Raw genomic sequence first — 17,563 nt, forward strand, 5'->3', positions numbered from 1 at the left:
TGAGTTATCGTGGTGACAAAAGGGACCGTTTTATGCCTAGGCGCAATCGGCCACCTGGGGTTTTGGGAGGGGCGATCCCGCAAACAGGTAACTTTTGTCTGGGCGGGTTAGCACGGCAGACAAAAGGTACCGTTTTACACCTAGGCGCCATCGGCCACCTGGGGTTTTGGGAGGGGCGATCCCCGCAAACAGGTAACTTTTGTCTCGGCGGCGAACACGACAGACAAAAGGTACCGTTTTACGCCTAGGCGCAATCGACCACCTGGGGTTTTGGGAGAGGCGATCCCGCAAACAGGTAACTTTTGTCTGGGAGCATGATGCGTCCAGCGTTTCCCTCGCACGATTCGCTGTGCCTGGGGAGCTGTAAACCCAGCATTGAGTCCTATCTATCTTTTCCCTTCTGTGTCAGACCGTCCTTAAGCGCATCGCGCACAATCTCGGCCACGTGTACTGCCTGCGCGCCGGTGCCCTGGGATACCTGGGTGCGGCAGGAGAAGCCGTCGGCAATGACGGGGCCACTGTGCTCGCGGACGCGGGGGAAGAGTTCGCGCTCGCCAAGTTGCATGGACATTTCTGCGTGTCCGGCCTCGAAGCCCCAGTTGCCGGCGAGGCCACAGCAGCCGGTCTCGATCTGCGCTTCGTCGTAGCCCAGGGCCTCCAGGATGAGGGAGGACTGCTGTGGGTCACCAAGCGACTTCTCGTGGCAGTGGACCTGCGTCAACGCGCTCCCGGCTTGGGGGGTGAGCTGGCCTTTTTCGACGAGGGCGGCGATCTTCGGGGCGACGACCTGGGCGAAGCTGCGGGTGGCTTGAGATAGTTGCTTGACCAACGGGTCTGTTGACTGCGTGGTGGCGTCGTGCTGGAGCATGACGGTGCAGGACGGCTCCAGCGCCACCACCGTCAAGCCCTCCTCGATGTAGGGGGCGAAGACCTTCGCCGAATGCTCGAGGACCCGGCGCGTCATGGACAGCTGCCCGGTGGAATGCCAGGTCAGGCCACAGCAGACGAACTCCTGCGGGACGATGACCTCGTAGCCCAGCATCTCCAGGGCCTCGACGGCGGCCTGCGCGGGGCCGGTGTTGAGCTTGGAGTTGAACGAGTCTGGCCAGAGGACGATGCGCTCCTTGCCGGGGTGGGCTTCGCGTTTCGATGCCCACTTCTGCAGCGACTCCGGGGCGAAGCTGATGAGCGGCCTGCCGGTGTCCAGGCCACCGGCGCGCGCCAGGAGGGTGGAGATGCCCGGGGCGTGCATGGCCCAGTTCACCAGGCGTGGCACGACCGGGAGCTTGTGCGCGATGTGGCTAAGCAGCGGCAACCAGCCCATGAGGTAGTGGGCGCGGGGGCGGATGCGGCCAGAGTAGTGGGCGTTCAAGAACTCGGACTTGTAGGTGGCCATATCCACGTTGACGGGGCACTCGGAGGCGCACGCCTTGCAGGACAGGCAGAGGTCCAGGGCTTCCTCGGCACCGTCGCCGTCGACGGTTTCGCCGCGGAACAGTTCGGACAGCACGCGGGCGCGGCCGCGGGTGGAGTGGACCTCGTCGTGGGTGATCTGGAACGACGGGCACATCGAGCCCTCCATCGATCGGCACGCGGAGACACCGACGCAGCGGTTCACGGCGTCGGTGAAGCTGCCGTTATCGCCCGGGAAGAGCTGCAGCGGGGTGATTTCGTTTTTGCGCTGTGCTGGTTCCATGCGCAGGCCGTCGGTTACGGCATAGGCCCAGACGAGGACACCTGGGTTCATGATGCGCTGCGGGTCGAAGATGAGCTTGAACTGCTCGAAGAGGTCGCGCATCTCGGGGCTGTACATTGTGTGCAAAAGCGACGAGCGGGCCCTGCCGTCGCCGTGCTCGCCGGAGAGGGAGCCACCGTAGGAGGAGACGAGCTCGGCGGCGTCGTTCATGAAGCTATTGAACGTGGTGATGCCCTCGGTGGTGTGGAAGTCGAAGCTGATACGCACGTGGACGCAGCCCTCGCCGAAGTGCCCGAAGGGGATGCCGCGGTAGCCGTAGCGATCCATGAGGGCGTAGAGGTCGCGAAGGTAACCGGCCAGGTTCTCGGGCGGGACGGCGGAGTCCTCCCAGTTCGGCCAGGCCTCGCCGCCGTCGGGAAGCCGCGTCACCGTGCCCGCGGATGCCTCGCGGATGCGCCACAGCGCGCGGGCCTCCGCGTAGTCGCTGACCACGACGGCGCCGATGTGTTCGACTGTTTCCGTCAGTGCCTGCGCCGCCGCGACCGCTTCCTCCAGGGTGTCGCCCTCGGTTTCGCAGTAGAGCCAGCCTCCCGCGTGGGGCTGCCCGGGGAGGTTCTCACCTGCGTGTTCTTGGCCGTTCTTGGTGCGGAGGGCGTCGAGAAGATCGCCGCCCATGCCCTCGATGGTGGCCACGCCGGGCTGCCGCAACAGGGGCGCCGCCGTGGCCGCCGCGAACACGTCCTCAAAGGACAGCACGGCCAGCGCCGTAAATTTCGGCTTTTCGACGAGCCGGACCGTCAGCCGCGTGATCACCCCGAGGGTGCCCTCGGATCCGGCGATCGCCTTCGCCATGTCGTGACCCAGGTAGTGCAGGCCGTAACCGGAGACCTGGCGCGGGAAGCGCCCCAACTCCTTCTCGATCAACTCCCGGTTGGGGCTGTACAGGGCGCGCAATTGGGCGTCGAGAAGCTCATCATCACAACCATCGGACGTGAACGTGACCTCGCGGCCGTCAGCCAGAGCCAACGTGACGTCCACGAGGTTATCCGCCGACGTGCCGTACGCGACCGAGTGCGAACCGCACGCATTGTTCGCCACCATGCCGCCGATCGTGCAGCGGGAATGCGTCGACGGGTCCGGGCCGTAGGTGAGGCCGAACTCGGCGGCCGCCTCGCGCAGGCGATCGCACACCACACCTGGCTCGACCACCGCCGTCTTCGTCTCGGGATCGATCTCGAGAATGCGGTTGAAGTGCCGCGATGTGTCGATCACCAGGCCGTCGCCGATCGCGTTGCCTGCGACGGACGAGCCTCCACCGCGGCCGACGATCGCCCACCCGCGCTCACGGGCCAACGCGATGCCGGCCAGCACATCCTCGCGTGACGACGGCTCCAACACCGCCGCCGGGACACGCCGGAACAATGACGCATCAGAGGAATACGCCGCACGCGTCGGCATATCTTTGCGCAATTTAGTCACGATAGACGAGGTGGTTTCAGGTAACATGTTATTCCTTATGACGACAATGGCTGACGCGGTAGTTAATTATGTGCGGGATGCGATCCACGACGGCGACATGCGCCCGGGTGACTGGTACAGCGTAATCCAGCTTGCCGAAGAGATGGGTGTGTCCCGCTCCCCTGTGCGCGAGGGGCTGCTCAGGCTAGAGGAAGCCGGACTTGTGAAGTTTGTGAAAAACCGGGGCTTCCAAATCTTTCCTCCCTCCCCAGGTAACGTCGCAGAAATCTTCGCGGTGCGCCTCGGCATCGAGCCTGCGGCTGCCTACCGCGCGGCGCTCCACCGACAATCTTCGCACCTCAGCGAGGTATACGAGCTGCTCGAACTCATGCAGCGCGCCGCCGATGCCGACGACGAACGGGAATTCTTCATTCACGACCGCGCCTTGCACTCCCTGTTTTTCCGCATGAGCGGCTCCCGGTTCGGCGATAACGTCGTGTCCCGGCTGCGCGACATCACCAACATTCTGGGGCACACCACCGCGCACACCTCGCGATCGCTGCAGAACATCCTGGATGAGCACCGCCCCATCATCGAGGCGATTATCTCGCAGGATGCCGGCGAAGCACGCGAAGAGATGTTTTCCCACCTCACCACGACCGGCAAGCTGCTTGTGCGGCAGGCGGTGGTGGCAGGAGGTGCCTCCGGCACGGAGGAGGTCGGTGCCATCGTGGAGAAAGTCTGGGCAGAACACGTCGACGGCCTCTAATCCTCCGGGTGCCGAATGTGCTCCTCGCGCTCCTTCTGGATGCGCCTGGCGGCACGGGCTTCCGGGCGATAACCCAGCACAAACGCGCAGATCGCACACAGCGTGGCTGAGCCGAACACCCACGGTGCCAGGTGCGACTTCACGCCCGTGATGAGATCCCCGCTTGTTGCGAAGAGGCCGACCGTCTGCAGGCCCACGAGCACGACTCCGCCGACCATGAAGGCGATTAGGAAGACGAAGAAGAGGATGCGAAACAGTTTAAAAAAGGCAGTCATTTCTTACACTCCTGGAACGTAGACGGGGATAAGGCCCATACCGACCAACCACGCGAGGAGGATCATCGGGAGGACAAAGTACATGATCAGCGGCACGAACATCTTCGTCGGGTTGGCATCGGCCATCGCCGCCGACAGATAGATCGGGGCACCGACCGGCGGCGACGCGCCCTCGGTCGACGTGCACAGCAACGTCACGACAATCGCCACCGTCGGGTCAATGCCCACGGCCGTCAGCGCCGCCACGGCGGGGGCACCGATCGCGGCCGCCGTTGCCGTCGACGACAGTGGCGTCGCCACCACAACCGCCAACACACCAACAATGACAATCATGGCCCACTTCGGCAGATCCATCGCGCCGAGCGTGTTCGACAGCTGATCACCCACGCCGAGTTCCTCCATGATCGCAGCTGCGGCGAGCGCCGCAAACAGGGAGATACCGACTGTGGCAAAGCTTGGAAGATCCTGCACGATCTGCACCCTGAACTGCGCATTGTTCCGGCGGATTCTACTCGCACCTTCAATCAGCGCAATCAGCGTGATGAGCACCGGCACCCAGACGATGATGGAAATCGCCTTCACACCGTCCGCGCCAACGCCCGTGGATTCCTTCAACCAGTTCGCCAGCGGGCCAATGGTCAGCAGCACGGGGATGAGGATGCCCATGAAGATCGACGGCGAGCGCCACCCCTGCGACCACGCTTGCTTAAACGGCACGATCTGGTCCTTCGGCGTGGCAGGAATCTTGTCCTTCCGGGTCCAGAACCACACCACCGCCAGGCGGTACAGCACCGCGTACGCGCCCGCGCACGCCAACGCCACGTACACCTGGCTTGCTGAGGAAGCTGCGGCCGCCGGCATCGCGAGGATGATAAACATCGTTGAGTTCGGCGGCAGCGCCACACCCAAACCCGAGTTGCCCGCAACCAGCGTCGCCGCCCTGTTTGGGCTAAATCCGGTCTGCTTCATCCACGGGATCGTCACCGAACCGACCGTCGCGGAGTTGCCCGCCGTGGACCCGGCGATGAGCCCCATCATGGCGGAGGCGAACGTGGACACGTAACCTGCGCCACCCCGCAGCCTGCCAAACAACGAGTTCAAAATAGTGATCAACCGGTCAATCAGACCCGTTGACTGCACGATGATGCCCATGAACACAAACGCCATACCGGCGAACGTGACCTCAGACGAGACCGCCGACGTAATGCCATGCCACAACAGCTCCGGCGCCCGCGTCCCGCCGACCAGCGCGACGCCGACCAGGCCGAGTAGCAGCGCCTCCGCGATATTGCGTTTCAGCAGCACGTTGACGACAACTGTGATCGCGATAAAGACAAGCAACGCTACGATGCCCATGCTTCACTCCCTTCTTTTGTATTCAGGTAATGCCCTGCAGAATACGGCGTAACATGTTACTGGCGCGAGGGTTTTGGTAAATTTCCCCCAAATGGGGTGACTCATGGGTTTATGTCCGGGAGTTATGGTACGACTTTTAGACATTTTTCGCGTTCGATTGAACACTTTCGGGGGCTAAGACGTGTTACCCCCTGCGTAGAGCGTGCCCGACATGCCGTGCGCTCCGGCGTGGAGCTCCCCGCTGCCGACCCACACGCACGAGGAGCCGTGGAGGTTTACGCCACCGGCAGGGGCACATAGTAAAAAGAGATTCACACTTTCACCATTTACCGACGTTTCCACTGGTAGACAAAGTGTGAAATAGTGAAAATTTGGTTTTACATAGTGAATTAGCAGGTCACGTGCGATAAACAGCGCTTTTTCACGCTCTATGCAGCACCAAATAGGGAAACCCGCTGGTCAGAAAATAGTGAATGTTTTGATGTTAAAGTATTTGCCACTTTGAAGGCTCCTATGACTATTAGGTTCGTCATAATTACCATTTACGGCGACTATGGTAGTCTTTTCACTATGGTAGACGGCAGGAATCGGCTCCGCGGCTACAACATTTCTCGCGAGGTGACGACCATCGGGGAGCACATTCGCGGATGGCGCATGGTGTTGGGACTGACAGCGCAGCAAGTGTGCGAGCGTGCGCAGATTTCTCGAGACACTCTTCGCAAGATCGAAAATGGGGATACCACCGCAAGCTCCGAATCCCTTTACCTCGTGCTTCGCGCAATTGGAATCTTAGATCTTGTGGTGAATGCCATCGATCCTTTTGAAAGCGAGATTGGCAGGTTGCGTGCGGATCGCATCCACAGGAAGAGGGCGCGGTAGCGATGACAGAGTCTGCAGAGGTCGAGGTTTTCCTTGACGGCACCTCCCCCACCAAAGTAGGGACAGCCTATTTCCATCGTGGGCCACGAGGGATTTCCACCACGTTTGCGTACGATCCAACGTACCTGGGTGGTGGCGGTTTTAATATCGATCCCTCGCTTGTATTGGTGTCAGGTTCACAGCATTACAATGGCCTCTTACCTGTATTTTCCGATGCCGCACCCGACAGCTGGGGAAGAAATCTCATTAATAGGGATAGCACTACATGGCGGCGCGCGAGGGAATTGGATGAGGTTGATTATCTCCTTGCGGTTAGCGACGATACTCGTCAAGGGGCGCTCCGTTTCAAACCAAGGAACAGCGACACGTTCGTCGGCCCGCCATCGGTTGTACCACCGTTTATTTCTCTGCCCACCCTCCTGCACACTGCTCGGGAAGTAGCTGACAGTGATGAATACATACAGGCCGTGAAAGTCCTCTTAGACACCGGAACATCCGCCCTTGGCGGCGCTCGACCGAAGGCAAGTATTCTCTGCCCTGATGGATCCCTTGGCATAGCAAAATTCCCACACGCCAGCGATGACTGGGATGTCATTGGTTGGGAATACGCCACCCTCCTGCTCGCCCACGTGTGCGGCCTCGATGTCCCCGATTTTCGCCTCGTACCTGTCGCAAACGCCAATGTCCTTGTGTTACGACGCTTCGATCGCAGCGGTGCTTTCAAAACGAATAACCGTATACCTTTCATCAGCGCCATGACAGCCTGCTCCTCCACGGACGGGATGAATGTTGATTATGTCGAGGTAGCGGGGGCAATCCGCGAGTTGTCTGGTGGAGTTCAGGATGATCTGACATCCCTGTTCACGCGCGTCGTTTTCTTCGTTGCGATTGGAAACACCGACGATCACTTGCGAAACCTCGGGTTCCTGCATCATCCTCACGGGTGGCGATTTTCCCCCCTTTACGATGTCAACCCCAACCCGAACATCCGAGCACGTCGCTCCACTTCGTTGCTTGGCGCGACAACATTTCCAGAGGAAACAGAAGCTTTGTTGGAGTTTTCTTCCTTCTGTGGTTTGAAACCAGACACAGCCAAGAACATCATTTCGCGTGTGATCGAGGCAGTGAGCTCATGGAAGGACGTGGCACGCACCGCTGGGCTTGCTGCCCGGGAAGTAAAACGCATGGAACAAAATTTCAACCTGAGAATTGAAGCTCTGAGGAAACAGGTGTGACGAGGAGCGAAATGGTGAATTCCTACGATGTAATAGCGAATTAGGCCGTTCACGATTCATGATCTGCAATTGGGAAGTTCATATACGCGATTCCGTCGTCATTCATGGCAGTATTGGTGTATGTCATATGCTGCTGCGCCTGTCTGATGATGAGCGGGAGGGGTTTGGTTGATGTTGCGAAATCGCCGTCGCAGCCGTATCGGGCGGTGGATCGGGCGAGGTAGTGAGGGATGTTAAGAAACTTGGTGGGCCTCGTGCTACTGCTGAGAAAATTAAAAAGCTGGTGGACTAGGGAAAGTTGCGGGCCAGAAGGCCAACGAGGAAACTGTCGGTGGAATGTTGTCGAGTTTAGCGGCGGAGCTTTTTGGTGTCGACGGCTTTCTTGATAACTGCGTCTAGATTAGAGGTTTGCTATGAAACTGACAAATATCTTGACCATAGCTCTGGCGTTAATTGCGGTAATAGTTCTTGGTACCGGCGCTACATCGACACTGGTTCCGATTGCGCTTGCTGCATTGGCGCTCGTCACGTTCTACTTTGGGATGTCAACAAACACGGATGAAAAATGATGGATGTTTTTTTGCTTTCGCATCCGCCGAGCCAGCATCACGTAACCGTTGTGTGATATCGATAGGCTAGTAGAGCGACCGCGCGCCGTAATCCAACCGTTCTTCCTTCAACGTCTTCGAGCTTGGAGCACACTATCGCGAACGAATGTGCTGTACGCGGTGGACGAGGTTTTCGGAGCCACGCTTAACGGCGAAATGCCACTGCCCCCAAGTCGCTCTGTTTATTTTCTGATGGTGCACAACGAATCTCATGGTCCCGACAAAACTGCTTAACCGTTTTTCTATTGCGGACGGGGCCAAAATCCACGGGTATCTTACGGAGATGATGCGGAATAGCCATCCGTTAATCCCACTCCGTGGCTAAGAATGTTATGTCTCAGTAGTTGCTGGACACGGAGTCCCGGGACTTTTTCGACTGGGATTCTCACTGCTTTTTGGACAAGTCCCTAATGTAGTACAAGCCAGGCCTGTAGTTCCTCCTCCGCACGGCTGCACCCACCGGGATAACTCCTGTCAAGCTCCTCAGCCACGTATCCGAGAATTTTCTTGGACAGAGCCTCAGCGTGGTCAGATTCAAGCTTGCCTCGCACCTCATCCAGCGGAACTGAGAGGGAGATATCGGGCTTCAGCCTCTCGGAGTACGACCGCATATCCGAGGCAAACACCCGGATCGCCGTACCCAGAATGTGCGATTCCAGGACAACGTTGCCGAAAAACAGCGACGTCAGTTTCCGTTCTTCCATATCCCCAACCCTACAAAAGTTTTGCGTGCTTCCCAGATATGCACCTACAATTCTGCATTTTCCACAATAGTGAGCCTGCTTTTTCCACAATAGAGACGCTGCAGATTGCTAGATACGATTCGTCTAGCTGGCATTTTCCACTTTCTGTGCTAGCATACAACCGTGGACACAAAGGAGCTTCTAGGCATCGAGTACCGACCCCGGATCACCGATCGCAGCATTGCTTCCGCACTAGAGATTTCGGGAGGCATTGTGCTTGAGGGAGCTCGCGGTTGCGGGAAGACCATGAGCGGGGCACACCATGCTCGGTCTGCAATTCTCCTGGATGATCCAGACTCGGAAATCCTCATGTCGATCGACCCCTCGGCGGCACTGAGTGGAGATTCCCCGCGACTCGTCGACGAATGGCAACTACATCCCGAGGTCTGGAACCTCACCAGACGAGCAATCGATCGTGCTGGCCATCCAGGGCAATTCATTCTCACTGGTTCTTCCGTTCCCAACGACGACATAACCAGACACACGGGCGCTGCCCGTTTCCTTCGCATCCCCATGCACACACTGACCTGGGCAGAAAAACAACGCGGGCACTCACCTGCGGTGAGCTTTGAGAGCCTCGTCAACGGTGTGAAACCCGCCACGGATCCAGAAGTTGAACCACTCGGCACGGCCGTTGAACTCCTGCTGCGCAGCGGGTTCCCGGCACACAGAAATTCAACGCCCGATCAGTCGCTTCGACTTCTGCGGGGCTACATCAATGAAGTTTCCCGCACCGATGTGTCACGACTTGCGGAAATCCGTCATAATCCGATGGTTATCGAGCAACTTTTGAGCGCCATCGCTAGGAATAGTGCTGAGGAAACCAGCATCACAACACTACGCAAGGATCTTTTATCTATCTCTCCAGATCTGTCGCTGGCGACTGTGGCTCGGTATGTGGAGCTGCTTGAGAAACTTTTTATCGTCGAGAAGCAACCAGCGTGGACACCTCGACTTCAAAGCCGAGCCCGACTGCGGACGAGCCCGAAATATCACCTGGTGGACCCGGCGCTGGCAGCCGCGGCACTCAATGCGGACGAGACGCTTCTCATGGGGGAACCAACTCTTCTGGGGAGCCTGTTTGAATCGGCGGTTGTTCACGACCTCACCGTGATGACTGAGGCACTGGGTGGCACGGTGCACCACTTCCGCGATTCGAACGGTTACGAGATGGATGCCGTGTGCGTCCTGCCCGGCGGACGGTGGGCTGGCATTGAGGTGAAGCTCGGCGGGAGGCTCATCGTCCCCGGCGCGGAGAGGCTTGCGCAGGTGGCGGCGGTTATTGAGCAGCCGCCAGTGTTCCTAGCTGTCATTACCGCGACTGGCCCCACGCTCACCTTCCCCTCTGGGGTGCACACGTTCCCGCTCGCTCGCCTAGGGATGTGATGTCGGACAAACAGGTTTGCACTGAGTAGAAAGTCAGTTGGGGATCTCGTCACGGTGACCACGTTAAATCGGGGTACGAGCCGTTGCAGGAAGCCTCAGGGGAGCGCACGAACGGACTTGGATTGTCACAGTTTGATCGGTACGTCCACTCTGCTTGAGGACCCCTTCACGTGCGTCAATGTGCACTGTGTACAAATGGGGCAGAATCTTCGTGTATCGAAATTACTGCTTGCGTGGAGAAAGGATCTGCCCCAGGTTCGCTCCTGCTTGCGATACTCAAGCGCTAGTTAATGCGGATTAACTAGCTCGATATCTTCGATCCATATGGATGGTCCCATGTCTTTCGGAATTGCTACATGAGCGGTTTTCTTTCCTGTTTTGGCATCGTACGCGGTGAAGTAGAAAGTGTCCTCGTCACTTGTGCCTGTCACAACATAGTCTTGGGACAGCGTGCTTGCATATAGGGCATCCTCCGGCAGGGGATCAGCCTGCCATGTTGTTTCCACACGCGAGGTGTGCTTGTCCATGCTTGACATGCGGCCGTGCCGGTTCAGCCAGTAATAGTCCCCATCGCTGATGAGGCTGTTATATGGCAGCAGAGCTTCATAACCGTCCGGCAGAGGAGTGAACGCCACTGACTTTCCTGCTATGTCGATGTTCGCGCTTGCCATGTGGCTTTGCCCTTCCGCATCATCCATGCTGACAAGAACTGTGAGCACTCCTTCATCGCTGCAGGGAGCCATCTCCGTGAAGATGTGCGCAAGTGGGCGCGGATCCCCCGGAAGTTCAACGGTAAACAGGGGATCGCCGATTTTCCACTCGTCGGCTACCTCGTAGATGTTGAGATAGCGCCGTGTTGATTCGTATGTCGACTCGTCGTAATCCATATCCACAGCAGCTATGTAGCGCTTTCCTCCACACACTCCGGTGGCGCTAGAATTGCCGCTAACTGTTACGATATGGGTTTCACCTGTGCGGTTAATGAATGCATAATCATCAACCCACCCATCGGTATTCTCTCCTGAATGGGTGACGCTCGAAACTATGTACCACCCATCGGTTGTAGCGGAGCGTTTCACTGCATCGATGCCGGGGAAGTCTACATCTCCGGTGATGTTACCGTCCCAATCGTAGAAGGTGATGGTTTCTGCGGTGGTGAGGGCGAACCCATGGTCAAGGGGAACGGCTGTAAATTCTCCTCCGTGGGTTCCTGTCCACACCAAGGGGGTAAGCTTTCCATCTTGCAGAAGTCGTACGTCCGCAGTTTCCAGTCCAGTACCAAAGAAGCCGGTTTTTGTGTAATCGCTTTTCAGAGTCACTAACACAGGCGGGCCGTCCCACGCCTCTGCTCCAACCTCCTGGGGCTTCGCCCCAAAAAAGTACGTTGCACCAACATTGGCGCCCATCAGGAGACCAATCAGAACCACTACGGTTATACAACCGAGACCGCAGCCCGCCAGCCAGCGTTTCGGACGCGACAAGCCTCTAAAAAAGCGCACAAGCTTAGACATCGCACTCACTAGTATTCCTCGAGTAAACCACTGCGCACGATGTTAAATGGATAGACTCCTGGGCCGCGGTTAGAGTCGAGATTGATTGTCGGTGCAGCTCGCATGTAGGCCCTCCATACCAGCTCGGAACAGTTTAGCTTGTCTTCTGCATGTGGTCCGAAACTCGGACCCGACCCCTTGGATGTGGACACCTGGGGTGAAAAATTAATTGGGTTTGATCTTAGCAGACGTGGTTAGGCAACGCGGTACATCTGTTTCTCCTCGAAAGTGTTCGGGGCTTGATAGCTACACCAACGGACCCGACCCCTTGGATGTGGACACCTGGGGTCGGGTCCAAGTGACTGCCACGGTTGTTCTTGCAACCATCGGCCTGACCTATGTGGCAATGGCCTGCCAGTGGAGGCTCGCTGAATTAATCGATCGGTTTGATGTGCCACTATGCTTTCTGCCTGTGCAGCCCTGCTTATCCTGCATTGTGCGTACAGTTCTTACTTCGTGGGCGCTTTGCTGCCGTTAGCTGCAACAGCGGTGCGTTCGTTGTCGAGTGTCTGTGCTTGCTGCTGTTCCTCCGTTTACGGTGACCGCGGGGTGAACTACGATACTGCTTGTGACCTTGAAACGGCTTCTCACCTGTGTGGCTATCGTCTGCCTTCTTTTCGCCGCGGGACTTGTGTGGTGGCTAAACAGAGATCCGCTGGCTACCACTTTGGCTGGAGAAACCGCACCAATTGAACTAGATATGGCAAAAACCTACCAGGTGGATTCCACAGAGTTTGCGCTTCAATGTGGTTACCAAAGCGACCAAGAAGCAGCGGACGCGCTCGGGATACCTAAGGAGAAAGCCCAGGACCTGACCTGGACAGATTCCAGGGAGGTCCTGTATTTCCGCAGCAACGATTCATCCCTACTAAAGACGATTACGCTTCCTGAAAATGTGAGGCTCTGCCTCAGTATCCCCGAGCACCTCACCTGGCTACCTCTGACCACCATGCGTTTCACACCCCAGGGCGATTACAAGCCCGGGCAGAAGTTGTGGCGCGGCTACAGAATCTCCCTCTGAGTTTCCTCAATCCTCGCCGTCATATCCTCCCCGCGTAGCTCGCTCAGCTTGTCGACGGTTCCCTGGATAATCGCAGCGTGATCCTCCGGCGTGAGCATCTCCCCCGCTTCGCGCGGGAGATCCGTCTCCACAAGCAGACGGTCGGCGGGAACCTGGGTGACATACGCGCGACCACGCTTGGTCTCCAGCATCCGCGGGTTGACGGAGATGAAACCCCCGGCGCGGATATGGCGGGTGAGCTCATCACTCGTGCCGGTAAACCAGTGGATGATCGGGGTGATCTGGGTGCGGCACGGATCAAACTCATCAAGGATATCCAGGACGGCAGTAACGGAGCGGACGGCGTGGATGGACATCACGTGCGTGCGGGAGGAGGAGACGGTGAGGTCGACGAGGCGTCGAAAAGCTTCTTGGTGAGGAAAGCGGTAGTCGAGGCCGACCTCGCCGATGAATTTTGTGGAATCGACAGTGGCGGCGAAGGCGGGGAGCTCGTCGAGGGACGCGTACCAGGGGTGGAGGCCGAGGGCGTGGCGGGGGATGTGCGGCTGGGCGAGGTAGGCGGTGGGGGTGAGAGTCTGGGCAATGATCGGGGCGCTCTTAAATGGCGTGGGATCAGGAAGAAAGTCCAGGTGGAAGTGGGTATCAATGAGCACGGCGCATCCTCGGCGCGTTGGGGAACTCCTCGAGACCGGCCAGGCGGCGGATGGCCTTGCCCGCGATCATCTGGCCCATGATCGGCGGCATGTAGCTCATCGAGCCGAGCGTCTCCCCCTTCGTACGCGCGCCCGGGTTATCCACCTTGACCGGGACTTCCTTGCTGTAAAGCACCTCGAGACCGCGGATGCCGCGCCGGTAGGATTCGCCACGAATCACGCGCGACATGGGGCAATTGATCGTGTGGCGAATATTGGTAAACGTGAGGTACTCCGGGTCGAGTTTGTTCGCCGCGCCCATGGAGGAGAGGAGGTAAATGTGGCGCTCCGCGCACCACTGCGCGATGGCGAGCTTCTGCGTGATCGTATCAATGCAGTCCAGGACGTAATCCGGGCGCGGGAGGCCGCTGAGAATCTCGGGGATATTCTCCGGGGTGAGGTACACCTCGCGGGTGGTCACCGCACAATCCGGGCTGATCTCGTGGATCATGCTCTCCATCACCTCGGCCTTCACCTTGCCGATCGTGCTCGTGAACGCGAGGGCCTGGCGGTTGATGTTGGACTCGTCGACTATGTCGCGGTCGAGGACGATGAGGTTGCCGATGCCTCCACGCGCGAGCGCCTCCGCGCAGGCAGAGCCCACGCCGCCGAGACCTAGCACCATCACCGTGGAGTTATATAGCTTCTCCAGGCCCTCCTCACCGAAAATCAGCTTCAGCCTTGCGTGGCGCTCGCTGTATTGCACCGGCCGCTCCTTTCGTGTGTTTGCTGGGGAGATTATAGCGTAGACAAAAGGTACCGTTTTACACCTTGGCTAGATTGGCCACCTGGGGTTTTAGGAGGTGCGATCCCCGCAAACAGGTAACTTTTGTCTCGGGGATTAGCACGACAGACAAAAGGTACCGTTTTACACCTTGGCTAGATTGGCCACCTTGGGTTTTGGGAGGGGCCATTCCTGCAAAAAGGTAACTTTTGTCTCGGGGATTAGCACGACAGACAAAAGGTGCCGTTTTAGGCCTAGGAAAGATTGGCCACCTGGGGTTTTGGGAAGGGGCATTCCTGCAAAAAGGTAACTTTTGTCTCGGCGGCGAGCACGACAGACAAAAGGTACCGTTTTACACCTAGGAAAGATTGGCCACCTGGGGTTTTGGGAGGGGTCATTCCCGCAAAAAGGTAACTTTTGTCTGGAGGGTTAGAGCTCCCACGCGCGACCGGGCGCGGACCACTGAACGCTGGGAAAGGGCTTGCGATCGTCGTTCCAGTAGCGCTCGAGTTCTTTTAGGTAGAGCTTTCTTTGCCAGGAATTGTTGTCCACTCTGATCGGAAGGAGGCCTTCGCTTATCAGGCGGCGCTCGCGAGTGCGTTCGTTGTTGACAGCCTTGATTCCGTCGTGCCCTTTGGTCTTGGCTTGGCCGTCGTATTCGATGACGATGGATTTTTCCGGGTAGAAGAAGTCGACGCGGGCGAATTCCACGCCCTCGGAGTCGCGGATCACAGCCTGCTGGTAGGGCGGCTCGAAGCCGTTGAGGAAGAGATTTACTTTGACATCGCTTTCACGGGGGCTTTCGGAAAGATGGTTAATGAGGCGGACGGCGGTGCGGGCGCGGTCGATGCCTTTGGTTACGTGGCGGGCCTCGAGGGCATCGGTGAGCTCGGCTTTTGTGGTTTTGTTGTACACCACCGCCCAGTCGCCAGCGCGGACGGCTTCGCCGAGGCTGTTCCAGCGGGCGATGTCGATGATTGTGAGAGCTGCGGAGGTGACGAAGACGTCGTAGCCATCGACGTCTATGATGCGTAGGTCGTCTGTAGGGATGCGCTTTTTTACGATGCCGGGGCGTTTTTTGCCAGTTCCGATGATGGGGATGTCGGCATGTTTGAGGTAGGTCGTCGGGAAGCCCCAGAGGGTGGCGGCGGCCTTGCCGACGAGGACTCGGCCCTCGATGCCGAGCGCCAGGCAGCGCAATTTGTACTGGTCCCAGTGCTTAAGGTCCCAGTAGGTGTGCCGATCGATGTAGACGCCGCAGGCGAGCTTGATGAGCTCGCTGGTGTCGAACCGCTGGCGCTGCGTGGATGTAAACCCCCGAGTAAGAATGAGATGATCCCCCAACTTCATGATTCACATTGTCACACGGGCTGGGGGATCCTGCCACTCGAGTTGGCCTCTGCTCTGAAGGACGGACAAAATCCTGCATTTGTGTCAAAATGTGGGGTTTGAAATTCTGCATTTGTGTCAAAATGTGGGGTTTGAAATTCTGCATTTGTGTTTTCAGGGAGCTATTACCCGTGCTCAAGGGGGTAAATCATGATGCGCGGGTGGCGCCACTGAGGGCTTTGCCCCAGGAGATCTTGGAGCCGTTGTTGAGGATCGCGAACTTGTAGATCTTGGCTACGTAGTAGACGGTGATGGCGGTGATGGTGGCCATGATGAGCATCGATAAGCTGAACTGGGCGAGGTTCATGTAGCCGGAGGCGTATTGGAGCGGGGCGTTGCCGATGGACAGGGGCGGCAGCCAGGCGAACAGCTGCATCCACCACGTATCCACCTTGCCGAAGAAAATTGCCGGGGTATACAGCGTGACAAAGATGGGGAACATGATCGGGGGCCTGGGCGGAGTGCAGATCCTCGGTGCGCTGGATGAGGGCGAGCCAGGAAACCTCACCCGCGTCGGCGGTGGTGACCCCGATGACGGTGCGCATGGTGGTGGATTTTCCGGCACCGTTTGCACCGACGAAGCCGTAGATTTCGCCCGGGCGGATGTGGAGTGAGATGCCTTTGAGCACGTCAATGGACCCGTAGGACTTCCACAGGTCCGTGACCTGCAAGCCGTCGTTCATTGTGCACCGTCCTTAGGTTTAGGTTGGTTTTCGCTGGTACAGAAAGGCTCGGCGGGGCGCAGGGCCCATCTATTCGCGTCTAGTATTGGATTAGCAGATCCAAAGAGGGGGAATAAAGCACCGATGACAAAACGTCGCATTTACCTATACGCAGACGAAACCGGAAACCTTGATTACAGTGGCACCCCTAACCCCAAAGGAGGTGGTGCTTCGACATATTTTGGTTTTGGTACTGCGACCTTCCAAACAGATCGGCACGGAGATGACCTCCTGGAGGGCCTACATTTGCGTGCGAAAAATGCAAAGGAAGGTTTGAGCCTGCCAAGAGGATTTCATGCTGTCGATGACTCTCGAAAGACGAGAGAAGAAATGTTCAACCTAGTTAAGGAACAAGCCCCACGATTCGACACCACATTCCTATACAAATCCAATGCATACCCGCAGTTCAGAGAAAAGGGACCAATGTATCTCTACAGAATGGCTTGGTACTTACATCTCAAAGAAATCGCAAGACAGGTGTCCGATGAACACGATGAGTTGTACGTTATCGTAGCCGAGTTTGGAACCAAGAAGTTTAAGACCGCTGCACACAAGGCTATTGAGGAAGTTTGTGACCAGATTTCCCGTGACATTACTCTCTGCATCTGGAGTGCCCAATCTGCGTGGGGACTGCAAGTTGCCGACTACGGATTGTGGGCAGTACAGCGTCGTCTCGAAGGCAAGAAATGTCCCTGGTACGACTCTTGCGTAAAGCCAACGCTCAGCAGTGTATTCACGCCTTGGGGCACCCCATAAAAGAAGACTGGCTATCCCACCTATCGGGGTGGGAAGTCCTCCCCTGGAGGACTTGTCGCCAGCTTTGCTTTCAGTTTACCAAACAACTGGAACCTCCAGGCTCTTAAATCGACGTTGCAAACCGGTTCACATGACAGGAAAGGACTATCGGCGCAAAACTCGCTGCTGTAATTCGCTGCGGAAGTTTTAGCTGAATATATTCTCGAAACAGAAAGGTGTGAGCAAAGTGTTTTCCTCGCCTTCGAGGTGAAAACTAGGTCGGACTACCATGCCCGCCATGATCTCGACACCAGCGGCTACGTTG

The 17,563-nt window shown here is 57.7% G+C and carries 17 protein-coding genes and 1 pseudogene; 8 read left to right on the forward strand and 10 right to left on the reverse strand.

Annotated elements, in window-relative coordinates:
• Positions 1 to 382: 382 nt before the first annotated feature.
• On the reverse strand, positions 383 to 3,202 hold the full coding sequence (locus CGLUCO_RS12260) for an FAD-binding and (Fe-S)-binding domain-containing protein (RefSeq protein ID WP_084036172.1): 2,820 nt from the start codon (positions 3,200 to 3,202) through the stop codon (positions 383 to 385).
• Between the two features lie 10 nt (positions 3,203 to 3,212).
• Here CGLUCO_RS12260 and CGLUCO_RS12265 point away from each other — a divergent pair, with 10 nt between their 5' ends.
• Positions 3,213 to 3,923 (forward strand): GntR family transcriptional regulator, encoded by a 711-nt coding sequence (locus tag CGLUCO_RS12265; protein ID WP_232621948.1) that lies wholly within the window; start codon positions 3,213 to 3,215, stop codon positions 3,921 to 3,923.
• Here CGLUCO_RS12265 and CGLUCO_RS12270 read toward each other — a convergent pair.
• Positions 3,920 to 4,198 carry a hypothetical protein gene (locus CGLUCO_RS12270; RefSeq protein WP_070741367.1) on the reverse strand — a complete coding sequence of 93 codons (279 nt, stop codon included), beginning with the start codon at positions 4,196 to 4,198 and terminating at the stop codon, positions 3,920 to 3,922. The two genes, CGLUCO_RS12265 and CGLUCO_RS12270, sit on opposite strands and share 4 nt — an antisense overlap.
• Positions 4,199 to 4,201: 3 nt before the next feature.
• Complete coding sequence (locus tag CGLUCO_RS12275; RefSeq protein ID WP_005393248.1) at positions 4,202 to 5,554, reverse strand: TRAP transporter large permease subunit; 1,353 nt, start codon at positions 5,552 to 5,554, stop codon at positions 4,202 to 4,204.
• Positions 5,555 to 6,067: 513 nt separating this feature from the next.
• Between CGLUCO_RS12275 and CGLUCO_RS12280 the strand changes: the two genes are divergently transcribed.
• The 3 genes from CGLUCO_RS12280 to CGLUCO_RS12290 all read left to right on the forward strand — a co-directional run bounded on the left by CGLUCO_RS12280 (position 6,068) and on the right by CGLUCO_RS12290 (position 8,237).
• Positions 6,068 to 6,433: a helix-turn-helix domain-containing protein gene (locus tag CGLUCO_RS12280; protein ID WP_198481461.1), complete on the forward strand. Its 366-nt coding sequence runs from the start codon at positions 6,068 to 6,070 to the stop codon at positions 6,431 to 6,433.
• 2 nt (positions 6,434 to 6,435) lie between these two features.
• On the forward strand, positions 6,436 to 7,668 hold the full coding sequence (locus CGLUCO_RS12285) for a type II toxin-antitoxin system HipA family toxin (RefSeq protein ID WP_084036174.1): 1,233 nt from the start codon (positions 6,436 to 6,438) through the stop codon (positions 7,666 to 7,668).
• A 413-nt stretch (positions 7,669 to 8,081) separates the two neighbouring features.
• Positions 8,082 to 8,237 carry a hypothetical protein gene (locus tag CGLUCO_RS12290; protein ID WP_159447578.1) on the forward strand — a complete coding sequence of 52 codons (156 nt, stop codon included), beginning with the start codon at positions 8,082 to 8,084 and terminating at the stop codon, positions 8,235 to 8,237.
• 446 nt (positions 8,238 to 8,683) lie between these two features.
• Here the strand turns inward: CGLUCO_RS12290 and CGLUCO_RS12295 are convergent, their stop codons facing one another.
• The gene (locus CGLUCO_RS12295) at positions 8,684 to 8,980 is read right to left on the reverse strand and encodes a hypothetical protein (protein ID WP_084036175.1); all 297 of its coding nucleotides are present in this window, start codon (positions 8,978 to 8,980) and stop codon (positions 8,684 to 8,686) included.
• Between the two features lie 162 nt (positions 8,981 to 9,142).
• Between CGLUCO_RS12295 and CGLUCO_RS12300 the strand changes: the two genes are divergently transcribed.
• Complete coding sequence (locus CGLUCO_RS12300; RefSeq protein ID WP_232621947.1) at positions 9,143 to 10,405, forward strand: ATP-binding protein; 1,263 nt, start codon at positions 9,143 to 9,145, stop codon at positions 10,403 to 10,405.
• 287 nt (positions 10,406 to 10,692) lie between these two features.
• Here the strand turns inward: CGLUCO_RS12300 and CGLUCO_RS12305 are convergent, their stop codons facing one another.
• Positions 10,693 to 11,916, reverse strand: coding sequence for a hypothetical protein (locus CGLUCO_RS12305; RefSeq protein WP_084036177.1), 1,224 nt, complete (start codon positions 11,914 to 11,916; stop codon positions 10,693 to 10,695).
• Between the two features lie 607 nt (positions 11,917 to 12,523).
• On the opposite strand from CGLUCO_RS12305, the gene CGLUCO_RS12310 reads away from it, so the two are divergent.
• On the forward strand, positions 12,524 to 12,976 hold the full coding sequence (locus CGLUCO_RS12310) for a hypothetical protein (protein WP_232621946.1): 453 nt from the start codon (positions 12,524 to 12,526) through the stop codon (positions 12,974 to 12,976).
• Here the strand turns inward: CGLUCO_RS12310 and CGLUCO_RS12315 are convergent.
• From CGLUCO_RS12315 to CGLUCO_RS12330, 4 genes are all read right to left on the reverse strand, one after another.
• Positions 12,958 to 13,629 carry a TatD family hydrolase gene (locus CGLUCO_RS12315; RefSeq protein WP_084036178.1) on the reverse strand — a complete coding sequence of 224 codons (672 nt, stop codon included), beginning with the start codon at positions 13,627 to 13,629 and terminating at the stop codon, positions 12,958 to 12,960. The genes CGLUCO_RS12310 and CGLUCO_RS12315 overlap by 19 nt on opposite strands.
• On the reverse strand, positions 13,619 to 14,374 hold the full coding sequence (locus tag CGLUCO_RS12320; protein ID WP_084036179.1) for a tRNA threonylcarbamoyladenosine dehydratase: 756 nt from the start codon (positions 14,372 to 14,374) through the stop codon (positions 13,619 to 13,621). The genes CGLUCO_RS12315 and CGLUCO_RS12320 overlap by 11 nt, the downstream gene beginning before the upstream one ends.
• Before the next feature lie 447 nt (positions 14,375 to 14,821).
• Positions 14,822 to 15,742: a hypothetical protein gene (locus CGLUCO_RS12325; RefSeq protein WP_084036180.1), complete on the reverse strand. Its 921-nt coding sequence runs from the start codon at positions 15,740 to 15,742 to the stop codon at positions 14,822 to 14,824.
• Positions 15,743 to 15,929: 187 nt separating this feature from the next.
• A complete protein-coding gene (locus CGLUCO_RS12330; protein WP_232622047.1) occupies positions 15,930 to 16,223 on the reverse strand; it encodes an ABC transporter permease family protein in 294 nt (97 codons plus the stop codon).
• Here CGLUCO_RS12330 and CGLUCO_RS12335 point away from each other — a divergent pair.
• The gene (locus CGLUCO_RS12335; protein ID WP_232622046.1) at positions 16,222 to 16,395 is read left to right on the forward strand and encodes a hypothetical protein; all 174 of its coding nucleotides are present in this window, start codon (positions 16,222 to 16,224) and stop codon (positions 16,393 to 16,395) included. The genes CGLUCO_RS12330 and CGLUCO_RS12335 overlap by 2 nt on opposite strands.
• On the opposite strand, the pseudogene CGLUCO_RS12340 reads toward CGLUCO_RS12335, so the two are convergent.
• Positions 16,333 to 16,464 (reverse strand): annotated as a pseudogene (locus CGLUCO_RS12340) (ATP-binding cassette domain-containing protein); the annotation flags it as partial. The gene CGLUCO_RS12335 and the pseudogene CGLUCO_RS12340 sit on opposite strands and share 63 nt — an antisense overlap.
• 123 nt (positions 16,465 to 16,587) lie before the next feature.
• Between CGLUCO_RS12340 and CGLUCO_RS12345 the strand changes: the two are divergent.
• Complete coding sequence (locus CGLUCO_RS12345; RefSeq protein ID WP_005388188.1) at positions 16,588 to 17,259, forward strand: DUF3800 domain-containing protein; 672 nt, start codon at positions 16,588 to 16,590, stop codon at positions 17,257 to 17,259.
• Positions 17,260 to 17,563: the final 304 nt, after the last annotated feature.

Origin of the sequence: Corynebacterium glucuronolyticum DSM 44120, from assembly GCF_030440595.1 — a bacterium.
Lineage (GTDB): Bacteria > Actinomycetota > Actinomycetes > Mycobacteriales > Mycobacteriaceae > Corynebacterium > Corynebacterium glucuronolyticum.